The organism is Catenulispora pinistramenti, from assembly GCF_018274385.1.
In the GTDB taxonomy this organism is placed as follows: domain Bacteria; phylum Actinomycetota; class Actinomycetes; order Streptomycetales; family Catenulisporaceae; genus Catenulispora; species Catenulispora pinistramenti.
Window position 1 is genome coordinate 25,204 of record NZ_JAAFYZ010000002.1, and the last position, 19,437, is coordinate 44,640.

Genomic DNA, 19,437 nt, shown 5'->3' on the forward strand with positions numbered 1-19,437 from the left:
AGACGGAGCCAACGCCGGAGCCTTCATAACCGACTACAAACACCGCACGCTCCGCCAGGAGCCTGACCGTGTCCCGAGCCGACGTAGCCAGCGGCGCCTAGGGACCGACGCCATCCCCCTCAGCCGCGACAAAACCTTGCAAGCCGTGGGCAGCCTCGGGAACCAATCAGCAGATTTCGAGCAAGAAGCTCTTGATCCGCGGGTTCGGGGTTCGATCTGGAGCAGGTCCGGATACCCGGACCGGGTGTACGCCGACCATAGCGATAACCACGACAAGTACCGGCGCCAGGTCCGGCGCCGCGCTCGGCGCACCAGGCCGCCCAGCGGCCGACAGTTGACGTAGCCGACACGCCGCATTGCGCGGCGACGTCGCCGCGAGTGTGGCCCTGCCCACGTAGCAGCACCATCCGTGCCCGCGCCGCGATAGCACGGGGCGTGTCGGATGCAGCCGGCAGCGCGCGAAGCTCCGCTTGTTGCTTCGAGGGCTGCTCCACCCCGCACACTGAAGATCCACCATCCTGAAGTGGCTGTTCAGAGTGCTGGCATGGCGTGGTTTGTGGGTGCTCGTGCTGGTCGTGGGCGGCTGTCCGTGGTCTCGATCGTTCCGCCGTTCCGCCGTTCCGCCGTTTCGGGGTCGCGGGGCGTGGTGCTGTTTCTACGCTCGGTCGTATGACGGATTCCGTGATGCTGGGCCGGATCGCCGCTCGGCGTGCCGAGCTGGATCTCCTGGAAGAGGAGCTGGCCAAGCGGCTGGCCGACGTGCGCGTCGAGCGCGACGAACTTGTGGTGGCTGAGCGCGTCGTGCAGCGGATCAGCGAGCAGGGTTTCGGTGAGTACTTGTCGCCGGCGCCCGCGCCGCCGGAGGCGCAAGTGGGCGGCCGGTCGGTGCTGCTGATCCCGGCCCGTGTCGGCAGCCTCGACGCCGAGGCGCTGCCGCCGGACTACCAGCGGATCTTGGCTATCGTGCGCGATGCGGCCGGGCCGGTGAAGGTCAAGGAGGTCGGCGCCAAGCTCGGTCTGCCGGTTCAGGTGCGCGGCAAGTTGGAGCCGCTGCGCGGGAAGATGACCAAGCTCGCCGATCGCGGCTGGCTGCGCAAACTCGGTGACGGCCGGTTCACGATCGCCTTCTGAGCATCCCCTACCGCTATCGGGTCCGCCGTGGACAACGAAACACACACTGACCTGGATAGAAGACGTGGATACGGCCCGCCAGACATTCATGCCCCGGGCGTCGGAAGGTGCTGGGGCCAGCGGGATGGCGTCCCGCATAGCAGTGATCATGCGGCCTCTGATTTCATCCCACAGTGGGACGGCGATCGGAGCCACGGGTAAGGGGCGTCCCCGGTACTCATCGACGTTGTGTGACGAACACCAACGAACAGCCCAGGGACGCCGTCTCCCTTGTCCACTCCTGCCGCCTGTCGCTGTCCACGACGACCTTGAACCACGTCGCCGACCTGCTGCCCGCCCATCTGAAGGCGATCGGCTCCCGCTGGCGGTCCCTACCGGCAGGCCGGATCGCGCTGCTCGTACTGGCGGTGCTGCGCCACGACCAGCGCGCCGCCGACCTGGCCGGCGGCAACGGCATCTCGGCGACCACGATGCGCCGCTGGATCAACGAGGTGATCGGCCTGCTCGCGGCCAGAGCCCCGCGTCTGGACCACGCCCTGGCCAAGATCGCGAAACGCGGCGGCGAGGTCGTGCTGATCGACGGCACCCTCATCCCCACCCGCCGCCGCACCGGGAAGGCGAACAGACCGAACTACTCGGGCAAGCACCACCGTCACGCCCCTGCACTTCCTCGCACTCACCGACGAGAGGGGACGGCTCATCTGGATCTCCGCCGCCAGACCCGGCCGCACCCACGACGCCACCGCCGCCCGCCACGACCACATCGTCGCCCACCTGAAGGCCGCCGGCCTCGGCGCCCCGGCCGACCTCGGCTTCTACGGCGTGGACAAGCCGGCCGACCCTGACGACCTGGTCATCGTCACCGGCTACAAGGCCACCCGCTACCGCAAACTCACCACCGGTCAAAAAACCGCCAACAAGGTGATCGCCGCCGGACGCGCCCCCGCCGAGCACGGCTTCACCCACCTCAAAAACTGGCGCGTCCTCACGAAACTGCGCACCGATCCCACCCGCGCCACCAGCCTGCTCCGCGCCCTGCTTGTCCTGACGAACCTCGAAGTCGACCGGTGACGGACGATCAAGACCCCAGACAGCCGCGCACGACCAGCACAAGCACCAACGAACCCTGACACACCAGTATCCCGACCAAGCGATTCAGGATGGCAGCCTCTCATTGAACGCTGAGCGTCCGCCTACTGCGGACCCGGCGCTGATCCGAGCGCTGCCGATGGAACAGATCAACCTGGCAAAGCTGGATCACGAACTCCGTTTCAAGCTGTTCAGGCTGTTCCGCCTTGAGGTCCGCTACAACAAGCTCAGCAACCGTGCCCACTGCACGATCACCCAGGGAGCGGCTCGAGGCCACTCCGCCACGCCACCTCTGGCAGCCGCCGCCGGAGCCCGACTCGCCCTAACGGTCACGGCCCCGCCCTCCGATCAGGACGAGGCCGCTTAACCGCACAGGTCGCCGAGCTGCTGCCGCTACTGGAATGCTAAGCCCGGAAGCTGCCGCCACCGGTGATATGCGTGCCGCAGCCGGCGGGGAGGACACCGTTACCGCCGATCGGCAGCGTGACGGGGATGGCGCAGAAGGGGTCAGCGAAGACCTGGATGTCACTACTGGTTTCGTTGTCCAGCACATGCGCGAGCGTGGGCAGTTGCTGGCAGCCCTGCGGGTTCGTGTAGACCGTCAGCGGCTGGAGCTCGGTCGAGAAGACCACGACGCTGCCAGTGGCAGCCTGGGCGGGTGCGGTGGCAACCCCGATGAGGGTGGCGGCCGCGATGAACACGGTGATGGAGACGCGACGAATAAGGGGATTGATACATAAGGTCGGTTAGCGAATGCAAGCTGCTACCACAAGGATCAGCCACATGGACCAGGCGCTCCCTGAGGTGGAACCGCGGCAGGCTGCTTGAGCTCCGAGAGCGTACTGCTGACGTCGAACGCCGTCAGCAGCGGCCGGGGCCGGGGCCGACAGCGCGAGGCAGACTTGAACTTCCCGCAGCCGGTGGACAGCCAACGCGTTCGGTCTGAGCAGTCACCTCGTCTACTTCTCCGGTGGCTTCGCCGTAGCCGCGCGCAGCCACGCCAGAGTGGCCGACACCAGGCATAGGCCGACGATCATCAGGGCCCAGAAGAACACCAGGAAGTCGGCCAGGGTGCCGACCGGCGGGGTGTTCGGCATGCCGTTGCGGATGCCGGGGATCGCGAACAGTGTGGCGGCCAGTGAGGCCAGGGTGGTGAACTCGACCTTGTGCAGGTGGATGGCGCGCACGACCATCGCCACGTTCACCACGACCAGCAGGCCCAGGACGGTCATCAGGCCGAAGGCCATGATGAGCACCGAGGTGGAGCGGCCGGCGTCGACGTCCAGGATCACGTCGCCCACCGCGGAGGCCGGTGAGAAGCGTGGGACCAGCTTCCAGTCGTCGACCGAGGAGATCCAGGTGGTGGCGATCGGTACGGGGGCCCCGGCGGTGTCGTAGGCGCGGACGTCGAGGGTGAAGGTGTGGTGGTCCAGCGGGTAGTGCGCGGTCTCGCCGAGGGCGTCCAGGGTGACATCCTTGGTCGGGATCATCTGTCCCGCGGGGTTCTCCTGGGGCTTGGCGCCGCCGACGTCGTTGGTGACGATCGTGACCGGCCGGGCCAGGGTTCCGCGCGCGGCGCCGGCCCAGGAGCCTTTTGGGGGTGAATTTCAGGCGGAGCTTGTAGGAGTTCATGACCGGGTCGATGGTCAGCACGTTCACTTCCATCTGCAGCCGGTCCGCGGCCGCTCCTCCGGCCGGCGGGAACGTCTCCCGCTGTGCCCCGCCGGAGTGCACGAAGCTGGTGATGACGACCACGTACAGCGCGGTCAGCGCCGCCAGCCCCGCGATCGCGAACGGCAGCCAGCTCCGCGGGGGCTTGCCTGTGTTCTGCTGTTCCACGACCGTCCCGTGTCCGTCGTCTCCGCCAGGAAGCCGCAGCGCACGGCCATGATCACATTAAGCGGGCGGGTGGAGGTCCACGCGGCGGCGGTTTTGCGGAGTCGGACAGGTTCACCCGATCGAGTGAACGCGTCGCAGTACCCTTCGTAACCCCCTCACCAGGGGATCGTTGACCGGACATGAGAACGATCTTGACGCTCGGGGCCCTGTCGACTATCGCCGGGCTCGCGGCCGCCTCGCCCGCGCAGGCGGACAACGACAGCAACTTCGGCGGAGGCGTGAACGCCGCGAACAACTGGAACTTCACCGCCGCCGCCGTGTGTCTGCAAGAGGTGGCCGTGGTCCCCGTCCTCGGCGACTACGTCAGCGACCACGTCAACAACTGCTCGAACGGAAACGTGATCGGGCTGGTGAAGACCCTGGAGCAGGCCTCCTAGCCCGGCACCCCCGCGCCGGCCGGATCCATCACCCGGCGGGCGTGGTCCTCGGCGAAAGTTCCAGCGGCATGATCGGCGCGCCCACTCCTTCCGGTGATCCGGAAGCGTTCGCCGCATTCGACCGCTATCGGTGAGAAAAGACCGATATGGGTGGGCACGCGACAACGGAGCCCACCACGCCGAGGAACAGCAGCGCGGGAGGGACCATGCCCAAATTCATGATCGTCGGGGACTCCATCACCGAAGGCAGCACAGGTGACTACACCTGGCGCTACCGCCTGTGGAAGCACCTGAAAGCCAACGAAGTCTCCGAGGCACACTTCGTCGGGCCACGCCAAGGGCTCGACGACCTCACCCAGGCCCAGGCGAACGAGGACAGCGAGCAATACGCCGACCCCGACTTCGACACCCACCACTTGGCCCTGTGGGGACAACCGTTCACGGCAGTCATGGAAGGCATCGGGAACTACGTCAGCGACTGCGACCCCGACGTCGTGGTCACCCTACTGGGGATCAACGACTTCGCCTGGTACGGCGAAACCGCCTTCCAAGTCGAACAGGACGTCCGGATCTACATCGCCGAAGCCCGACGGAAGAAGGCCAACCTGGGCTTCGTCTTCGGCCGGGTCCTCCCCACCCAGCGCGGCGCCCAGGACGCGGAATTCGCGACCCGGGTCAACGACTTCAACACCCGGCTGGAATCCCTCGCCCAGGAACTGAGCCTGCCGTTCTCCCCGGTCGTGGTGGCCCAGGACGACGATGGCTTCGACCCCGCACTCCACACCTGGGACGGCACCCACCCCAACAGCCACGGCGAGATCCGCATCGCCGCCGCCTTCGCCGATGCCCTGGCCGGCAAATTCGGCCTGGGATCGCCCTACCCCCGACCGCTGCCCGAAGTCACCGACGTGACGAAGAACATCTGACCCCGGCACAGCAGATCAAGCACGGACTCGGCCCCCTGCTCAGCCTTGCAGCCACGTCGGCAACCCACGATGAGCACGGGGCCGGGTTCAAGCCCCTCAGGAGGGCTGTATCAGTTGTCGTTGATGCTCTCGGAGGTGTGAGACAGCCGAGACGAAGAGGAAGACACATCGGCCGTGGGAGGCCGACGACGGCTATGGAAGCGGATCGAGCCGCTGCTGCCCCAGGTCGAGCGTAATCCCGGATACCCAGGCCGCCCGCACGGTCCCCCGCAAACGCCTGAACCTGCGCGGCGTCGCCCCGACGGCCCTCGACCAAGAACGCACGGTGGTCGAAGTCACGGTCATAGTAAAGGGCGGCCACCTGTATGGAATGCGCTACCGCCGGACTTTGTGGCCGGGACGGACTGATCTGGCCCGACACCACGAGATGAAGATCATTATCGGTCACCGATCGGCTACGGTACGTGTGCAAAGCCCATCTGACAAGGGGAAACACATGCACCGTACGTTCAAAGCCGCCATCGGCGCACTCGCCTCCGTGGCGATGATCGCACTTACTTCCGCACCGGCGTACGCCGTCTCGACCGCGCCCGCCAAGGACAGCGCCCCGGCCTACTTCGTCATGACCGACTACACCCGCAATGAGTTCGTGGTGAAGCTGGACAAGCCCGCGGACATCGAGCACGCGCGGGAACTGCTGTCAGGCCAGACCACTGACCGGCCACACATTCTCGGGCGTATCAAGCACAACACAGCGTCGTACAACCCTCGTTGGAGCTACCACCTCGCCCCGGAGACCATCGGATTCTTCGATGTCGCCATCGAGGTCTGCGACGCCACGATTCCCTACGTCGAGGACTACCTCGACGAGGCCGGCGGCGCCTTCCTTCCCGGGAACGTCTGGTGCGACTGGTCTTCGCGCCTGGTCAGGGAAGTCCCGGCACCTCAGTAGGAGCCGGCTAAGGACTCGTATCAAAAATGGGCGTGGAGTCGTCGCCAGCAGATGATGGCGCAGCCCAGGGTGAGGAAGGCCTCGTGGATGCCGTCGCGGATCTCCCAGCGGATGCGCGGGATGCGCAGGCGTCGGAACCAGTGGAGCAGTGCGATCGTGCCTTCGATGACCCATCGGTACACGCCCACGCCTGAGCCGTGTTCGGTGCCGCGCCGGGCGATGTGCGGGGTGATCTGCAGGGCACAGACGCGGTCGCGGTCGCGGTAGCTCTCGTGGTCGTAGCCTCGACCGGCATACAGGTGCCGGTGGTGACCACGGCCAGCGGGAGGCCGTACGCCTCGACGATCAGGTAGTGCTTGCTACCGGTCTTACCCCGGTCCACCCGGGACGGGCCGGTAGCCGGCCCGCCCTTCATGGCCCGCAGGTGGCTGGAATCGACGGCGGCGCGGGTAAAGTCCAGCAGTCCCGCGCCGCGCAACTCGGTCATCAGCAACTCGTGCAGCCGCTGCCACACCCCGGTCTCGTTCCAGTCCCGCAGCCTGCGCCGGCAGGTCATTCCCTTTGCGGGGATGGGCGAGGGCTCGTCGCTGACCGGACCTCGAGCACAGGGCTTCCGGTCATTTGAACGCATAGGGGATTGAGCGATGCTCCTCGACGACTCCGTCCGTCCGGCTGCTGTTCCGTCGGTACCGGTGACGTCGTCCTTGGTCCAGATCTCGCTCGCGGACGAGCTCACTCCCGCCATCCTGGAAAAGGCTGCCCTGCCGGTCGATTTCGCCGTCGATGACAAGGTGCGCAGGCGGGTTGCCGAATGCCACGAGTACACGACCCTGGCGATGGGCGATGGCCGGGCGGTGTACGGCACGACCACCGGCTTCGGACCACTGGTCGCATTCCCGGGTCGTGCCGAGTACGCCGATCAATGCGACAACGCGATCAACCATCTGATCGCCGGGCATGGGGAAGACCTGTCACCCGCCGTCGCCCGTGCCGCGCTCACCGCGCGCCTGTGGTCTCTGTGCCAAGGGCGCTCCGGCGTATCGCCCTAGGTCATCGGCGCCCTGTGCGCCGCTCTGCGTACTTCGTTCGCGCCCGCGATCCCGATGTACGGCTCCGTCGGCGCAAGCGGTGATCTCATTCCACTGGCTTACGCCGCCCGATCCCTGCGCGGCGTGGGCTATGCCTATCTCAACGGCGAACGGCTCCCCGCCGGCGTAGCCCTCCAGCGGGCCGGGCTCTCTCCCCCTGAAACTCGACGGGCGGGATGCGCTCGCCCTGGTCAACGGCACCTCGGTCACGGCTGCCGCGGCCGCACTGGCCCTGGCCCGGCTACGCCGCTCGTATGACAGTGCCCTCACTCTCAGCGCCTGTCTGACCGACCTGCTCGGTGCGGCGCCCGCCTTCCTCGCCCCGCAGCTGCTCGCGTCCACGACAGTCGAGGCCAAAACCGTGTACATCGGCTCGCAAAACAACCACGGCTCGGGGACCTTCGTCGGTGGCGACAACTACGGCGGCATTCACACTGCGGCTGACAAGCCGTGATATCCACGTCCTTCTCCGAGGACGACCCGCCGCCCGAGCAGAACAACCACGGCTCCGGGACGTTCATCGGCCGCGACAATTATGGGCCCATCCAGGCGGTCGATGCCAAGACCAAGGAGCTGCTTGCCAAGATTCTCGTTGAGGCTCCCGCACTGGGCAAGCTCCTGGAGCGGGCGCTTCGTGAGGGGGTGATCTCGCCGGATATAGCATCCGCGATTTCTTATGCGGCCCACAGCATCAACGAGGACGTCGCGGCGTCGCTGTACGTGGCGAGTCGACGCATCAACGAGGACGTCGCTGACTCGTAGTCGAACGGAGCCCTCTCCAGATCGACTCCAAGCTCGTGAAGCGCCGGATCCATAATACCGACGGAGAGAAGAGCGGACATCACAGGCACGACAAGATCGGGTGCATTATCCGCCATATTGAGCATTCGCTTGTTATGGCGTGCGATTAGCGCGTCGATGACGTGCCGCTTATCGAGTCGAGCCAGTGCCTCGTACTCCGCGAGAGAGGAACCGTGCCGAAAGGCTCGCTGTTGAGCTCGACGCGCCCCTCGCGCTAGCCTTCGTTCTTCTTCTTGCTGAGATCCGGGCAACTCACGCAGCTTTCGCCTACGCTGGCTCGCTCTCCCCATGCGATTCCTCCTCCGCACTATGGCATCCGTATCATGCCACTGCGCCGGGCGTCTGGCACCGATTTATTTGCGGGGTCGCAAACTGAGCCGACCAGGGAAAGTACAGCTATATGATCTAGCGTTTTTGCGGATGGGCATACCTTGGTGATCGGGTTGGGCACCTATCGGCTCCGCCACAGGCCCGCTGGAACCGCCCCAGCAGAGCGGCGGGCCGCTCGGCGGCTACGGGCGCCCGGCCTCGTGACGCTGGAAGGGCTGTCCGCGTCATCCGGCCACGACCCAGCGGTAGCCAGCCACGCTCGGCCGAGTGGTCTATCCGGGTTGACTGGACGCGGTGGATTCCTTCAAAAGCCAACGCACTGACCTGACGACTTATGGAATCGAATCGGCGGCGACACCGGGCAGATGATGACGTTCCTAGCCCGCGTTCAGGCTCGAGCCGACTCGACGCATCAGCCTGGCCGGCTAATGAACAGGGGATGGTTCATCCGGGTATGGGCTTATACCTCGGTCCGGCATGGGACAGGATCCTGAGTGCGGTCGGCGCGGTCATTCCGTCCTTGTCGGGGTTCCGAAAGCGCGAACTTGCCTTACTTGACGAAGGCGAGCAGGCGGTCTGCGAAATGTGAGAGCGGCTCGGGCTGACCTTCACGCTGGTAGATCCGGTCGAGCGCAGCTTCTACATTCACGTCGGCGACCCAGCGCTGACAGACTCTACGCGGGTCAGGGCGGCGGTAACCTGCCGCTCCTTCGCGCCGTGCATCAACGACGATCCGATCCAGAACCGCGCCCATAGAGCAGGCTGTCGCGAGACAAGCCCTATCCACCGTTCATCCACAGCTCATCCACAGACCGAGGCACAGGCTGTCTCGGTCTGTCATACCGTGACTCACCATGGTGGGCATGAAAATGGCCCTTCACACAGGTGAAGGGCCTAAAGTGCCTGTCGAACGTATGTGCCCCCGGAGGGGTTCCGTCAGGATGGGCACAGCGTTTACCAGCCATCGAGCTCACAGCTGATGATTACAGGAACGATCCTTCTCTGACTTCCAAAGCGTTAGCCGAGAGAGGCGGCAATGCCGGTCTGGTCAGCCGCGTTCGTGCGGGTGCCGCCCAGACGAGGCACGCCTTGGACAGACTGGGCACCGGACTGGTGACCACGCTCACCGTGAGGAGACGTCCGCGCAATCGACCATCAACCGTTAGTGCCGGTGGCTTGAGCCGTGGCTGCGCAGCCCGCACTGCGCGATCACCATTCCTATGCCAGCTACCGAATGTCAGTAGTCCTTCCAGCCGAAGCCCTTCTTCTCGCTCTTGCGACCGTGGTAGACCAGCAGCCAGAAGAACAACCGCGAGCGGCGGCCGGGCCGATAGGGGCTCATCGAAGTTGTCCGTGACGACCGCTCGTCCGAGTGCTGAGGTGTCCGCGTGAGCGGCGGGTCGTGGTGCAACGGGCGCGGAGTCGCTGGTTGGCGGGGTTGCGGTAGCCGAAGGCAGCGCGGGCGTCGGTCTTGATCACCCGGTTAGTGCCCTCCGAGCCGGCGTTGTTCATGCCGGTCCGGATCGCGGCCTCGATCTGAGGCCACCACGTCTCGACCGTCGTGGCCAGGCGTTCCATCTCGACCAGCCCAGACTCGGCGCAGGCCGCATAGAACCGGAACAATTTGTCGGCGATGGTCGTGCGATCGGGGTCGGTATGTGTGAGTGAGAGCAAGTCCATGAGGTCTTCCTTGCAGTTCCGGCCGCAAGGATCGGTGCGCCGATCTTCTGCGGCAGGTTCTCCAGGTCCTCGACCATCGGGTCGAGCTGGTTGGCGTGCATCCGCGCCGCCGAGCGGGTCAGCCGATTGCACAGTTCCCATTCGCGGTTTCCCTTGCGGCCCCGGCGGCCACGTTGCTGGACGGTGACACGGCGCCGGACCCCGGTGAGCGCTGCATTGGCCAGCTGCGCGACGTGGAACCGGTCCACCACCAGCGTGGCGTTCGGCAGTGAGGCACGGACAACGGCTTTGAAGATGGTGCACATGTCGATCGCGACGAACGCGACCGCGTCGCGCCACGCCGGGCTCTTGGGCGTCGATCCACGCCGAGACGGACGCGGCGGTGCGGCCCTCAACCTGCCCGAGCAGCCCCGCCCCGCCGCGCAGGTCCACAAAGCCGACGTGCCACCGGTCGGCCACAACCTCCCAGCCGTCTTCTGCCTCGTTCAGCCGGTACTTCGCTCTCCCGCGCCGGGTCTCATCGATCCCGAGACACTCCGCCTCCGGCGTCACCTCCGGGAGCACGGCTGCAGCGTGCTCGACGAATGCAGCCTGCACGACCGGCCAGGACACCTCATGGTCACGCGCGGCCTGAAGTACGGTCCGCCCCGGGTCAGCGACCGCCACCCCAGCTGAAGCGCGCAGCCTGCCCGTCAGGCGGGACCGCGGCGGGATCTGCGGCAACGACTCGGTGAACGTCCGCCGCGGGCAACCGGGGTTCTGGCACTTCCACCGCCGCTTGGTCCACGTCAGCGCCGTGCGACGGCCGGCCACTGGCAGATCCCGGGGCCTGGTGCGTACCCAGCCGTGCGGATTCTCCGACCGGACGCCGCAGCCGGGACAGCAGTTGGCCTGCTCATCGACAGTCACCAGCGCCAGCATCGGGTTGTCATCCGCATCGAGCTCGACACCGATGACCTCCACCCCTGCCAGCCCGAGCAAGCGCGTCGTATCGTTCACCAAGCCCGTGGCCTTCCGTCGATCCGGCAAGTCTCAGCAACTCGAATGATCACGGAACGTCACGGGCCTCAATCAATCGTCTATACGCTGATCCACGCCTTCGTTGACACCATGATGAAGCCCTCGGTCCACTCGTCCTGATCTAGGAGCTCACGAGCTGCTTCTTCCGGATCCGTGGCTGCGACTACATACTCGTGCCATGCACATCGGGGGTCACCCACAGATCGCGCTCAAAGGTGCCGTTTGGGTTGGCGCGGTGATCACGGCCCCACTGCTACTCGTTGTCGGTGGCCCCGCCTATGAGCACTTCATGCGCTACCTGTGCCGTGGCGGACGAGGCCCTATCGACAAGCGGGCGGGCTGGGTGCACCCAGCCTACTGGGTGGTGATGAACCCTCTTGTGCGGGTCCTGACATGGCCCACGCGTAGTGACGGACCCCTTCGGAGCCGAGCCGGCCGTTGAAGCAGGGGTTGGAGAAGGTCTCTACTTGCTCAAGTACACAGTCATGGCGCAACGCTAGTGCCAACGTCACGACCAAGTTCGATGAGCCCCGATAGGAGGTCGGGCCAGCGTCCTTCCCCCGGCCCGAGCCACGCCCGAAACCCGTGACGATCGGCGTCTGCCCGCGCCTGCCCCAGGTCTTGGCCTGCGGCGCAGGACGCACCCGGACTCGTCCTCGAAGAGGATCCACGCCCCCGAGGCCACAGCCGTCTTTCCACGTGCGGCCACACCTCCCCCTACCACAGCTCAATCACCGCCTCGTCGCCTTCAGCAGCGCGGCGAGCCAGAGACTGCCAGGACCAGCCGTTACAGCGCATCACCCCCACACGCCACGGATCGTGTAGGACGTGTGAAACCCGCGACCGTTCACCGTCTTGACCCTGGCCAACGTCCAGCGCTGGTCGGCCCAGCCGTGCGCGGTCAGCCCATTCGTAACTCGTCCTCCAGGACCTGGAACTGCGCCGAACCCACCTTCAGCATCGAGGCCGGCCCCTTGGATACAAGCCCTGCTTACCATCGGCTTCCTAGGCCACGCGCCAACGCTCGATGGACCTCGCCGAGACCCGCGGCATCTTGGCCACAGCCTTGTTATCGTCACCGGTCTCGAAGAAGTCGATCGCGGACAGCCGGACCTGCTCGCGTAACTCGCGTTGCTTGGCGGGCAGACCTCCACCTTGCGGACACCTCACGGCCACGACATACCGCAAGGATCACGACCTGCCGGTACACGGCATCGCCCATTCAATGTCAGTAGTCGACCGCCAATACGAACGAGACGAATCGTCAAGAACGCCAGCGTGCAAAGTCAAATCAGAATTACCGAGGCCCAGGGAAATCCACGTCCACGCCGACCCGCAATCCGCCCTGTTAAAAAATAGGGCTAGACAACCGATCTCCGGTTTACTCCGTACCGAACAGCATCGATGAACTCATCGGGCGGACAGTAACCGTGAGTGTAAATATAGTGAACGATCATTAGCGGACAGCAGTAGTTGCCATCTTTCGAGTAGATGCGAATCTCGCCATTCCCGAAGGGTGTGAGCCTCGGGTCACCCGCCTTGGACGCCCTCCTCTTGACGGCCCTACGGCAGTACTGGCACTCATGCCAGCCGCGAGTCAGATTGGCTGGCTTACCCGCAAGAAGCGCCAATTCGTCCGTCACATCAGGAGGGCAGACCCCGATGGACATCCCCGTACGACGTCGACGGTGGATAAATGGCGATCCGGAATAGCCGATCCATCCAATATTCTTCATCGGAGACTGAGACCGGCCGTAGGAATACGGCGACAGGTCCACATAGATTGGCATATCAGTTACCTCCACTACGAACCGCGCACGCCGCCCAATGACAGGTCCCCATGTTGGACTGAAGCAGGTCAGACAGCTTGGTCGGGTCGGATACCGTCTTTGATCGCGAAAAAATAGTCAGCCCCTCTGGGGGGTAAAGAGTAAAGTTCGGCATCCTATCGCCTGGACCATACATCCTAACAAGCGGCGGCGCATCCGAAGCTCCTGCTTCAATCAAGAACGCAGACAGGTCGTCAATCGTCGCACCATTTTCAGTGTATACGGCGACCGAGGTACCATCCGGAACACGCGTCGTAGTATAGCGCCCGAAAATATTACTATTCCATGCGCCGTGCCCCGAGAATACAACCTCGCCGTCCGACCTACCGCCCTGGAATACCTCGGTTTGCCGGACGGGCAGCTCCGGGGTCGAGTCGCTGCGAGGGACCGCTTCAGAGTTCTCGCCACCGGGGGCGCAAATGGTGTCGGTGGCGCAGCCGATGCCTTCGAGCGCTGCCCCCCCCGGCTGCCACGCAGCCGGGGGTGGCTATCCCGAGGGTAATGCCTTCGCATTCGCTAAAGGCTGCGGCAACCGCAGCTCCGGCGACTGCTGCACTGCCCCACTGAAGCGCAGTGTCCCACCAGGATTTGTGCTTGGGAGGATCCGATACGCAGGGCGTAAGGGGGTAGGTGAAGTTGCTTGTAGAGCTGGTGGAGCCGCTCGTCGAGCCACCCGATGAGCCACCGGTGCCATTAGGGACTACCGGCCCCTCGCATCCATCCACACCGAACGTCGTACAAGAGCTCGTAGTCCCACTGGTCGCGGCTTCGTAGCTCGTCATGTTCCCGAACGAACCGTCATCGGTCGGGATCATCAGCCCAGTTGGGTCGCTGTGGTTGACGGGGTTGTCACCGGCGTAGGTGTAGCCACCCATTTGGTTAGGGTCGCTGTCTTCCAGAACGGGGTCGACAGAGACAAATCTGCCGGCTGTGGGGTCGTAGTTTCGGGCTCCCAAGAGATCGAGGCCGGTGCTGCCGTCAGCAGGTTTGTCGAGGAAGCCGTTCTCGTCGGGCCATGAGCCCGGCGTGGCTCCGCGAGCACGCCCGTAGATGTCATAGAAACGGCGAGTGACGCTCAGTGTGACCGCGTCGATCGATAGCTCGGCAGTGTTCTGGGGGTCCGCAAACTGGTAGGCGAAGGTATTAGCCGTTTCCGCGACAGTGACTCCGCCGGGTGCGGTGATGTGCCGGACTCCGGTGGCTGTGCCGCCGACAGGCAGGTGGATTTCCTGGCCGTCCAGGTACAGCACGGTCTCTGTGGCATCCCGTTGGATGAGCAGCGCCCCGGAGGCGTCGTAGAGGTAGGAGGCCTGTTGCTTGCCGGTGGCGACGTTTTTGACCTGGCTCAGGTGGCCTTCGGCGTCCCATGAGAGTGATTGGTTTGCGCCAGTTGCCAGGTGGCGCGTTGTCGTGTTGCCAGCGGCGTCGTAGGAGAAGGTGTCGGTGCCGTTGGTCTTGCCGGACAGGGTGGTGCTGGTGGACGAGTCAGGACCAGCGCCCGTGCCTCCGTTGTCGGTGCCGGTGTTGACGGTGCCCGACGGCAGGTACCCGTAGGTCCGCGTGGCGTCATTGGTGGCGTTACCGGTGATGTCGTGGTCGACTTCGGTGTCGCGGTCGCCGGTGACCTTATACGTGTAGCTCTGCCAGTAGGGCGCAGGACCGCCGATCTGGTTCTTCGCGGTAGCAGCGGTGGGCGCGGGGTTTGCGCATCCGCCGATGCCGGCGACCGTTGGCGACGCGGCCGTCGTCGTGGATCCGGTATCAGTCCACGCAGTGCTGATACGGCCCGCATAGTCGTAGCCGTAGCACTGCAGGTCGGTGGTAGTCCCGTCCTCAAGGTCCTTGGTCGATGTGATCCGGCCCGCCAGATCGTAGGTATAGCTGGTGACGTCGACGCTGGTGGAGCCGTTTTCCTTGTCAACCGTGTCGCTCAGCGGCCTGTTGGTCGCCGGGTCATAAGTCATCGTCTGCACGGTCTGCAGCGGCATGTCGCCCATGGTCACGCGCAGCGGATTGCCGTGGACGTCGTACTGGACGTTGCTGAGGTAGTCGCTGGCACCAGAGATGCGCAGCGGCTGACCCTGCTCGGTGAAAGCCGTCGTGACCTGCTCGGCTGCCAAGTCGGCGGCTGCTGGGAATTTGGTGGCCAGAGGCAGTTCGGTCGTGGGTGTGTAGTACAGGTTGGTGGTGTAACTGCCGGCCAGGGAGCCCTCTACACTCGGGATCGTGATGGTCGATCGGGTCGGCTTGTAGTCGGCGGTGTAGCCCGTCACGGCGCTGGTGTATTGGGCGCCCGCCTGACCGCCAACGTAGCGGGTCGAACCCGTGGGCTGGCCCTTGGCCACCGTGTCATAACTCCACGACGCCTGCAGTTGTGTCGGGTCTGTGATCGAGGTGCCTGTGTACTCGCCGGTCTTTCGGCCGAGCAAGTCATAGCTGTACGACAGGGCCTGCCCACGGCCATCGGTTGTGGCAGCCAGCTTGGAGTCAGCGTTGTATGCCTGTGTGCTTACACCGGTGTCGGGGTCTTGCAATTGGATCTGGCGACCACGCAGATCGTAGGTGTAGGCAGTGGTGTTCTTTCCGGTGGCGTCAGTGACAGTCGCTTTGAGACCGCCGGGTGTGTAAGTGCTGTTGATGACGTCTGCGTCGGCGGCGTTGCCAGTCGCGGTCGGCGTCTTGTAGCGCCAAGTGGAGACGGTACGACCGCGAGCATCGGTGAACGTGGAGGTCGGCGCGGAAGGCGTCGGCGGGGTGACGTCGGTCCTTTCCACACCGGGATAGGCGGTCGTGGTAGTCCACTGTGGGTTCGCGTAAGAGAAGAAAGTTGATGAGGTTGCGCGGCCCTGACCGTCGAAGGCGGTGACGGTCTGTCCGGCGATCGCGTTGTCGGCGCCGGCGAACAAAGCCGAAGACGGGGCTGTGGAGTTGTAGTAGGGGCTGGAGGTCTTCACCGTCCACCCGTGCGAGTCGTACATGGTGTCGGCGATGAGCCGACCACCTGAACCATCCGGGGAATCGGACTGCGTCTGACGTACCTCGCCAAAGCCGTCCAGGAGTTGATAGGAGTTGCCGTACGAGCCGTCCTCACGCAGCGTTTGCGTCTGAACCCATGACGACGTGGCGGATCCGCCCAGGCTGTAGATGAACTTCTGGTTCGGGGTGGTGGGGTTGGCTGCCTGCGTGTGCGTGGCCGACCACTGTGCTGTGGTGCGTCCCAGCGGGTCGTAAGCGACATTTGTGACGGCGCCATTGATGTCCACGACCTGGGTCGGCTGCTGACGGCCTGGGTCCAGCGTGGTCATGGTGGCCCAACCCATTGGGTTGGTGACGATCGTCACCGCCGGCAGTGACCCGGTCGCAGGATTGTAGGTCGTGGTTGTGGTCGCCCCCGACGGATGGGCTGCGTCGGTGGCATTGGGATCCGTTATCGATACCGTTCGGCCATAGCTGTCATAGGCGGTGGTTCCAGTCAGCACGTACTGCGGCACCGGCGGGTTGTCGGTGGTATAGCTGTTCAGAACCATCGTGCCGGTAGCTTCACCGAGCGCCTGGCCGCTGTTGTCCAGTGCCGGATCGAGCACCGACGTGTTGTTGTCATAGAGCGTGACCGCGTCTGAAACCGTATTCGCACTCGTCGGGGCGGTTCCACAAGGAGCTGCGATGGTGCGCGTCTCGGCGGTGTAGTCAAGCATCTGCGGGTTCGCAGCCGAGGACGCGTAAAACACATCGGTGCACAGCTCTGGGGTGGCTGACGTACCGTCGCCCTTGTCGTCTGTTTCGGTAAGGCGATTGCCGTGGTCGGGGTCATAGGTGGAGTCGACCTCTGCGGTCCGCCAAGTGCCGTTGGATAGGAGATCACGCGACAGAGTTTTGACCACGGCCTGCAGGCGAGCCCGTTGTTTCGGCAGCGGCGAGATCCTGGTATGCGTGGCAGTGGTCGTCAACGACGGCACACTGATCTTGTCGCTGTCTACGGCTCCGCCGGCGCCGGTAAAGACCTGAGTCTCCAACGTGAACCCGGCCAGCGCGTTGTCGTCTGTGTAGACGGCACCCTGGGAGTCACTGACAGTGACAGCCGGATCCTGACCTGCGGCGTTCGCGTCCTGGTCCATACCACGCAGGTACGTGGTCTGCGTCTTGGTTATGGGATCTGGGGCGGTGCCTGATTCTGTAATCACCTGGCCGAACCCTCGCCACTCGTCCCAGGTGCGCCGGGCAGGGTCGGTGAGTTCGGAGTCGTTGGAGTGCCAGGCCGCAGGGCCAAGGTAGGTATACGAGACTGTGCGGGTCGGGCTCTGGCCGAAATCGTCGGCGTTGCTGACGCGGGTGGCGACGTACTTGAAAAACCAATCCAGGATGGGGGTCGTCTGCCCGGTTGGTGTCCAGTATTGGGGAAAGCACAGGACGCCATTGGCGTCCGGTTTCGGCAGACCCCCGGTTGCCGACTGTGAACACGACCCGATGCTTGACGTTGTTGCGGCGTAGTTCGCAGTGATGGTCGACCCGGTCTCGTCAGCGACGGTCTGCAGGCGCCAGTGGTTCATCGGCGGCAGCCCCTGACCACCGACAGTCAACCCGGGGACACGGTTCGCCAGCAGTGTCCCGTAGAACACGACGTTAGGGGCATCCAGCGAGCCGCCGTCCAGGCCACGGTGACCTATCGACGCCAGCCACAGCGAAGGGGCGGTGCCATCGCCAGGGTCGGGGAACTGGTGGTTCAGTGTGTACAGATCAACCTGCTGGTAGGCCGATCCGACGAGGACTTGGGTCGTGATCGTGGACAGCATCTTCGTCGACCAGTACGTCGGCGAGTAGTTGGTGCAGTTGCCGCTCGACGTGCAGTTCTGGTCGTAGGGAACGTCCGGCCAGTTCGATGCGGTGGAGCTCGACAAGTTGGAGAATTGGCAGGTGGTCACGTCCTTGACGCACCGCTCGGTGCTGCCGAACACGATTTGCGCAGCGGGTTTGACGCCGGCCAACGCGTCAACCGTGCTCCAGCCGTAGGAGATGGTGTTCAACACGCCACCGCGGACGTACGACGTCGCCGTGCCGTTGCCGTTGTTTTGCCCGTAGCCGCGGTTGTAGTAGTTGGCTTCCGGTGTATACGTAAACTGGGTCAGGTTGCCGCGAGGGTCCACGATGGCGTCGAGGTTGAAACGCCAACCCATTTGGCACCACGAGCCCTGACCGTCAGAGGCTGTGTGGCAAGGATCGCCCGAGTTCGGCGCGTACACCGGTTCGGTGTACACCGAGTTCGTCGCAGCGTCGGTGTTGTTCCCACCCGGCAGATGCCCGAGACCGAAGTAGTACTTAGTGCCGTCTGCCGTGGTCACCAGGAACGCCTCGCCGTTGGCAGTGCCGTTGGCAGCGTTAGAGATTTTGGTGATGGTGCTGCCGTCGTCGCCGGACATCTTCAACGCGCCAGTGGCATCGTCGCGGACGATGTCCCCCGAGTGGCCGCCCAGCGAAAAGCTCAGAGTGGTGTCGCCACCTGGCCAGCACAAGTCAGCGGAGCCGGTGACTCCGTCCTTAGAGCACGGCTTGTAGGAACGCTCAATGTACCCGGCGTCATATGACCAACCATCACCGATCCAAGACGCCTGCCCGTTGGTTGCAGCTGTCTGGCCGTCGACACTGCCGGAGTCATACGACAACGCCAGCTTGGGCGCCTGACCGCCCAGGGCCGGCGGCACGTTGATGGGGTAGGAATAATCAAAGCTACCTGCCGAGCCGCCAGCGCTCCACGCCCCTGAGGCCTTCAGAGACGTCGCGGTGTAAGTACCGGATGATCCTGCCGGAGCGGCCGTCGCTGCCATGACCACCGCCGCTTGAGCCGTTGTCGCCCCAGCCGCGGCCTCGGTCGTAGCAGTCTTGGCTGTGCCGACCGCTGGCGAGGCGGGCAGATCGACATCCGCGCCGACTGTTTTCGTCGCAGAGTCGACAACCGATCCCAGCGGGCTCTGCACCCGGCACGCCGGAACCCCGGGAGTGGTCAGCGCACAGGCCGGAAGCTGGATAAGGCGCAACCGGTCGCTGTAGTCGCCGCCGAATGCCGCAGCGAATGATGAGTAGTCAAGCGCCACCCGCGCCTTCCCACCGCCACTGGTAGCCGTTGCGCTGAACAAGACCCCGTTGACGCCGGCGTTGAGAGCCGAAGCGTGGTCAGCGATCTGGATGTGCACCTTCGCAGGCACGTCAGAAGTAGGGGTAGCCGACGTTGTCAGCCCAGTTGGTACGCCCTGCTGTCTGGCTCGACCTATCAGAATCGGAAGCCCGGCCGCCCGCACAAGGTCCGACTGCGAAGCCGCGGAC

At 64.7% G+C, this 19,437-nt stretch carries 15 protein-coding genes and 5 pseudogenes; 9 read left to right on the plus strand and 11 right to left on the minus strand.

Going from position 1 to position 19,437, the window contains the following annotated elements; translation table 11 throughout:
• Nucleotides 1–684 precede the first annotated feature (684 nt).
• Both KGQ19_RS00285 and KGQ19_RS00290 read left to right on the plus strand, forming a co-directional pair.
• On the plus strand, nt 685–1,131 hold the full coding sequence (locus KGQ19_RS00285; RefSeq protein WP_212006965.1) for a hypothetical protein: 447 nt from the start codon (nt 685–687) through the stop codon (nt 1,129–1,131).
• A gap of 705 nt (nt 1,132–1,836) precedes the next feature.
• Nucleotides 1,837–2,202, plus strand: coding sequence for a transposase family protein (locus KGQ19_RS00290; RefSeq protein WP_307856306.1), 366 nt, complete (start codon nt 1,837–1,839; stop codon nt 2,200–2,202).
• A 422-nt stretch (nt 2,203–2,624) separates the two neighbouring features.
• Here the strand turns inward: KGQ19_RS00290 and KGQ19_RS00295 are convergent, their stop codons facing one another.
• The 3 genes and pseudogenes from KGQ19_RS00295 to KGQ19_RS53610 form a co-directional block, all read right to left on the minus strand.
• Nucleotides 2,625–2,921, minus strand: coding sequence for a hypothetical protein (locus tag KGQ19_RS00295; RefSeq protein WP_212006966.1), 297 nt, complete (start codon nt 2,919–2,921; stop codon nt 2,625–2,627).
• A 258-nt stretch (nt 2,922–3,179) separates the two neighbouring features.
• Nucleotides 3,180–3,521: a DUF8686 domain-containing protein gene (locus KGQ19_RS53605; protein ID WP_498038945.1), complete on the minus strand. Its 342-nt coding sequence runs from the start codon at nt 3,519–3,521 to the stop codon at nt 3,180–3,182.
• Nucleotides 3,516–3,806 (minus strand): annotated as a pseudogene (locus KGQ19_RS53610) (DUF4436 family protein); the annotation flags it as partial. The gene KGQ19_RS53605 and the pseudogene KGQ19_RS53610, both read right to left, overlap by 6 nt.
• 432 nt (nt 3,807–4,238) lie before the next feature.
• Here KGQ19_RS53610 and KGQ19_RS00305 point away from each other — a divergent pair.
• From KGQ19_RS00305 to KGQ19_RS00315, 3 genes are all read left to right on the plus strand, one after another.
• Nucleotides 4,239–4,496 carry a hypothetical protein gene (locus tag KGQ19_RS00305; protein ID WP_212006967.1) on the plus strand — a complete coding sequence of 86 codons (258 nt, stop codon included), beginning with the start codon at nt 4,239–4,241 and terminating at the stop codon, nt 4,494–4,496.
• Between the two features lie 206 nt (nt 4,497–4,702).
• Nucleotides 4,703–5,422: a GDSL-type esterase/lipase family protein gene (locus KGQ19_RS00310; RefSeq protein WP_212006968.1), complete on the plus strand. Its 720-nt coding sequence runs from the start codon at nt 4,703–4,705 to the stop codon at nt 5,420–5,422.
• Nucleotides 5,423–5,918: 496 nt separating this feature from the next.
• Nucleotides 5,919–6,374: a BP74-related protein gene (locus KGQ19_RS00315; protein ID WP_212006969.1), complete on the plus strand. Its 456-nt coding sequence runs from the start codon at nt 5,919–5,921 to the stop codon at nt 6,372–6,374.
• Nucleotides 6,375–6,394: 20 nt separating this feature from the next.
• Here KGQ19_RS00315 and KGQ19_RS49120 read toward each other — a convergent pair.
• Nucleotides 6,395–6,933, minus strand: a pseudogene (locus KGQ19_RS49120) (transposase family protein); the annotation flags it as partial.
• A gap of 85 nt (nt 6,934–7,018) precedes the next feature.
• Between KGQ19_RS49120 and KGQ19_RS49125 the strand changes: the two are divergent.
• From KGQ19_RS49125 to KGQ19_RS00335, 3 genes and pseudogenes are all read left to right on the plus strand, one after another.
• Nucleotides 7,019–7,720 (plus strand): annotated as a pseudogene (locus KGQ19_RS49125) (aromatic amino acid lyase).
• Nucleotides 7,650–7,916 (plus strand): hypothetical protein, encoded by a 267-nt coding sequence (locus KGQ19_RS52500; protein WP_368862034.1) that lies wholly within the window; start codon nt 7,650–7,652, stop codon nt 7,914–7,916. Before KGQ19_RS49125 ends, KGQ19_RS52500 begins: the two are co-directional and overlap by 71 nt.
• Nucleotides 7,913–8,224, plus strand: a complete 312-nt coding sequence (locus KGQ19_RS00335) for a hypothetical protein (RefSeq protein ID WP_212006972.1) — start codon at nt 7,913–7,915, stop codon at nt 8,222–8,224. Before KGQ19_RS52500 ends, KGQ19_RS00335 begins: the two co-directional genes overlap by 4 nt.
• Nucleotides 8,225–9,143: 919 nt before the next feature.
• Here KGQ19_RS00335 and KGQ19_RS00340 read toward each other — a convergent pair.
• The 3 genes and pseudogenes from KGQ19_RS00340 to KGQ19_RS53340 form a co-directional block, all read right to left on the minus strand.
• The gene (locus KGQ19_RS00340; RefSeq protein ID WP_212006973.1) at nt 9,144–9,347 is read right to left on the minus strand and encodes a hypothetical protein; all 204 of its coding nucleotides are present in this window, start codon (nt 9,345–9,347) and stop codon (nt 9,144–9,146) included.
• Between the two features lie 584 nt (nt 9,348–9,931).
• Nucleotides 9,932–10,273, minus strand: coding sequence for a transposase (locus tag KGQ19_RS50800; protein WP_268907654.1), 342 nt, complete (start codon nt 10,271–10,273; stop codon nt 9,932–9,934).
• Nucleotides 10,274–10,455: 182 nt separating this feature from the next.
• A pseudogene (locus KGQ19_RS53340) lies at nt 10,456–10,578 on the minus strand (transposase); the annotation flags it as partial.
• Between KGQ19_RS53340 and KGQ19_RS53345 the strand changes: the two are divergent.
• Nucleotides 10,577–10,948, plus strand: coding sequence for a hypothetical protein (locus KGQ19_RS53345; RefSeq protein WP_230417999.1), 372 nt, complete (start codon nt 10,577–10,579; stop codon nt 10,946–10,948). The pseudogene KGQ19_RS53340 and the gene KGQ19_RS53345 overlap by 2 nt on opposite strands.
• Here the strand turns inward: KGQ19_RS53345 and KGQ19_RS53350 are convergent.
• The 4 genes and pseudogenes from KGQ19_RS53350 to KGQ19_RS51610 all read right to left on the minus strand — a co-directional run.
• Nucleotides 10,907–11,194 (minus strand): annotated as a pseudogene (locus KGQ19_RS53350) (transposase family protein); the annotation flags it as partial. The gene KGQ19_RS53345 and the pseudogene KGQ19_RS53350 sit on opposite strands and share 42 nt — an antisense overlap.
• Nucleotides 11,195–12,654: 1,460 nt before the next feature.
• Nucleotides 12,655–13,083, minus strand: a complete 429-nt coding sequence (locus KGQ19_RS53615) for a DUF7919 family protein (RefSeq protein WP_498038944.1) — start codon at nt 13,081–13,083, stop codon at nt 12,655–12,657.
• 1 nt (nt 13,084) lies between these two features.
• Complete coding sequence (locus tag KGQ19_RS52510) at nt 13,085–13,564, minus strand: putative adhesin (RefSeq protein ID WP_368862035.1); 480 nt, start codon at nt 13,562–13,564, stop codon at nt 13,085–13,087.
• Nucleotides 13,515–19,307, minus strand: a complete 5,793-nt coding sequence (locus KGQ19_RS51610) for an RHS repeat domain-containing protein (RefSeq protein ID WP_212006975.1) — start codon at nt 19,305–19,307, stop codon at nt 13,515–13,517. The genes KGQ19_RS52510 and KGQ19_RS51610 overlap by 50 nt, the downstream gene beginning before the upstream one ends.
• Between the last annotated feature and the right edge of the window lie 130 nt (nt 19,308–19,437).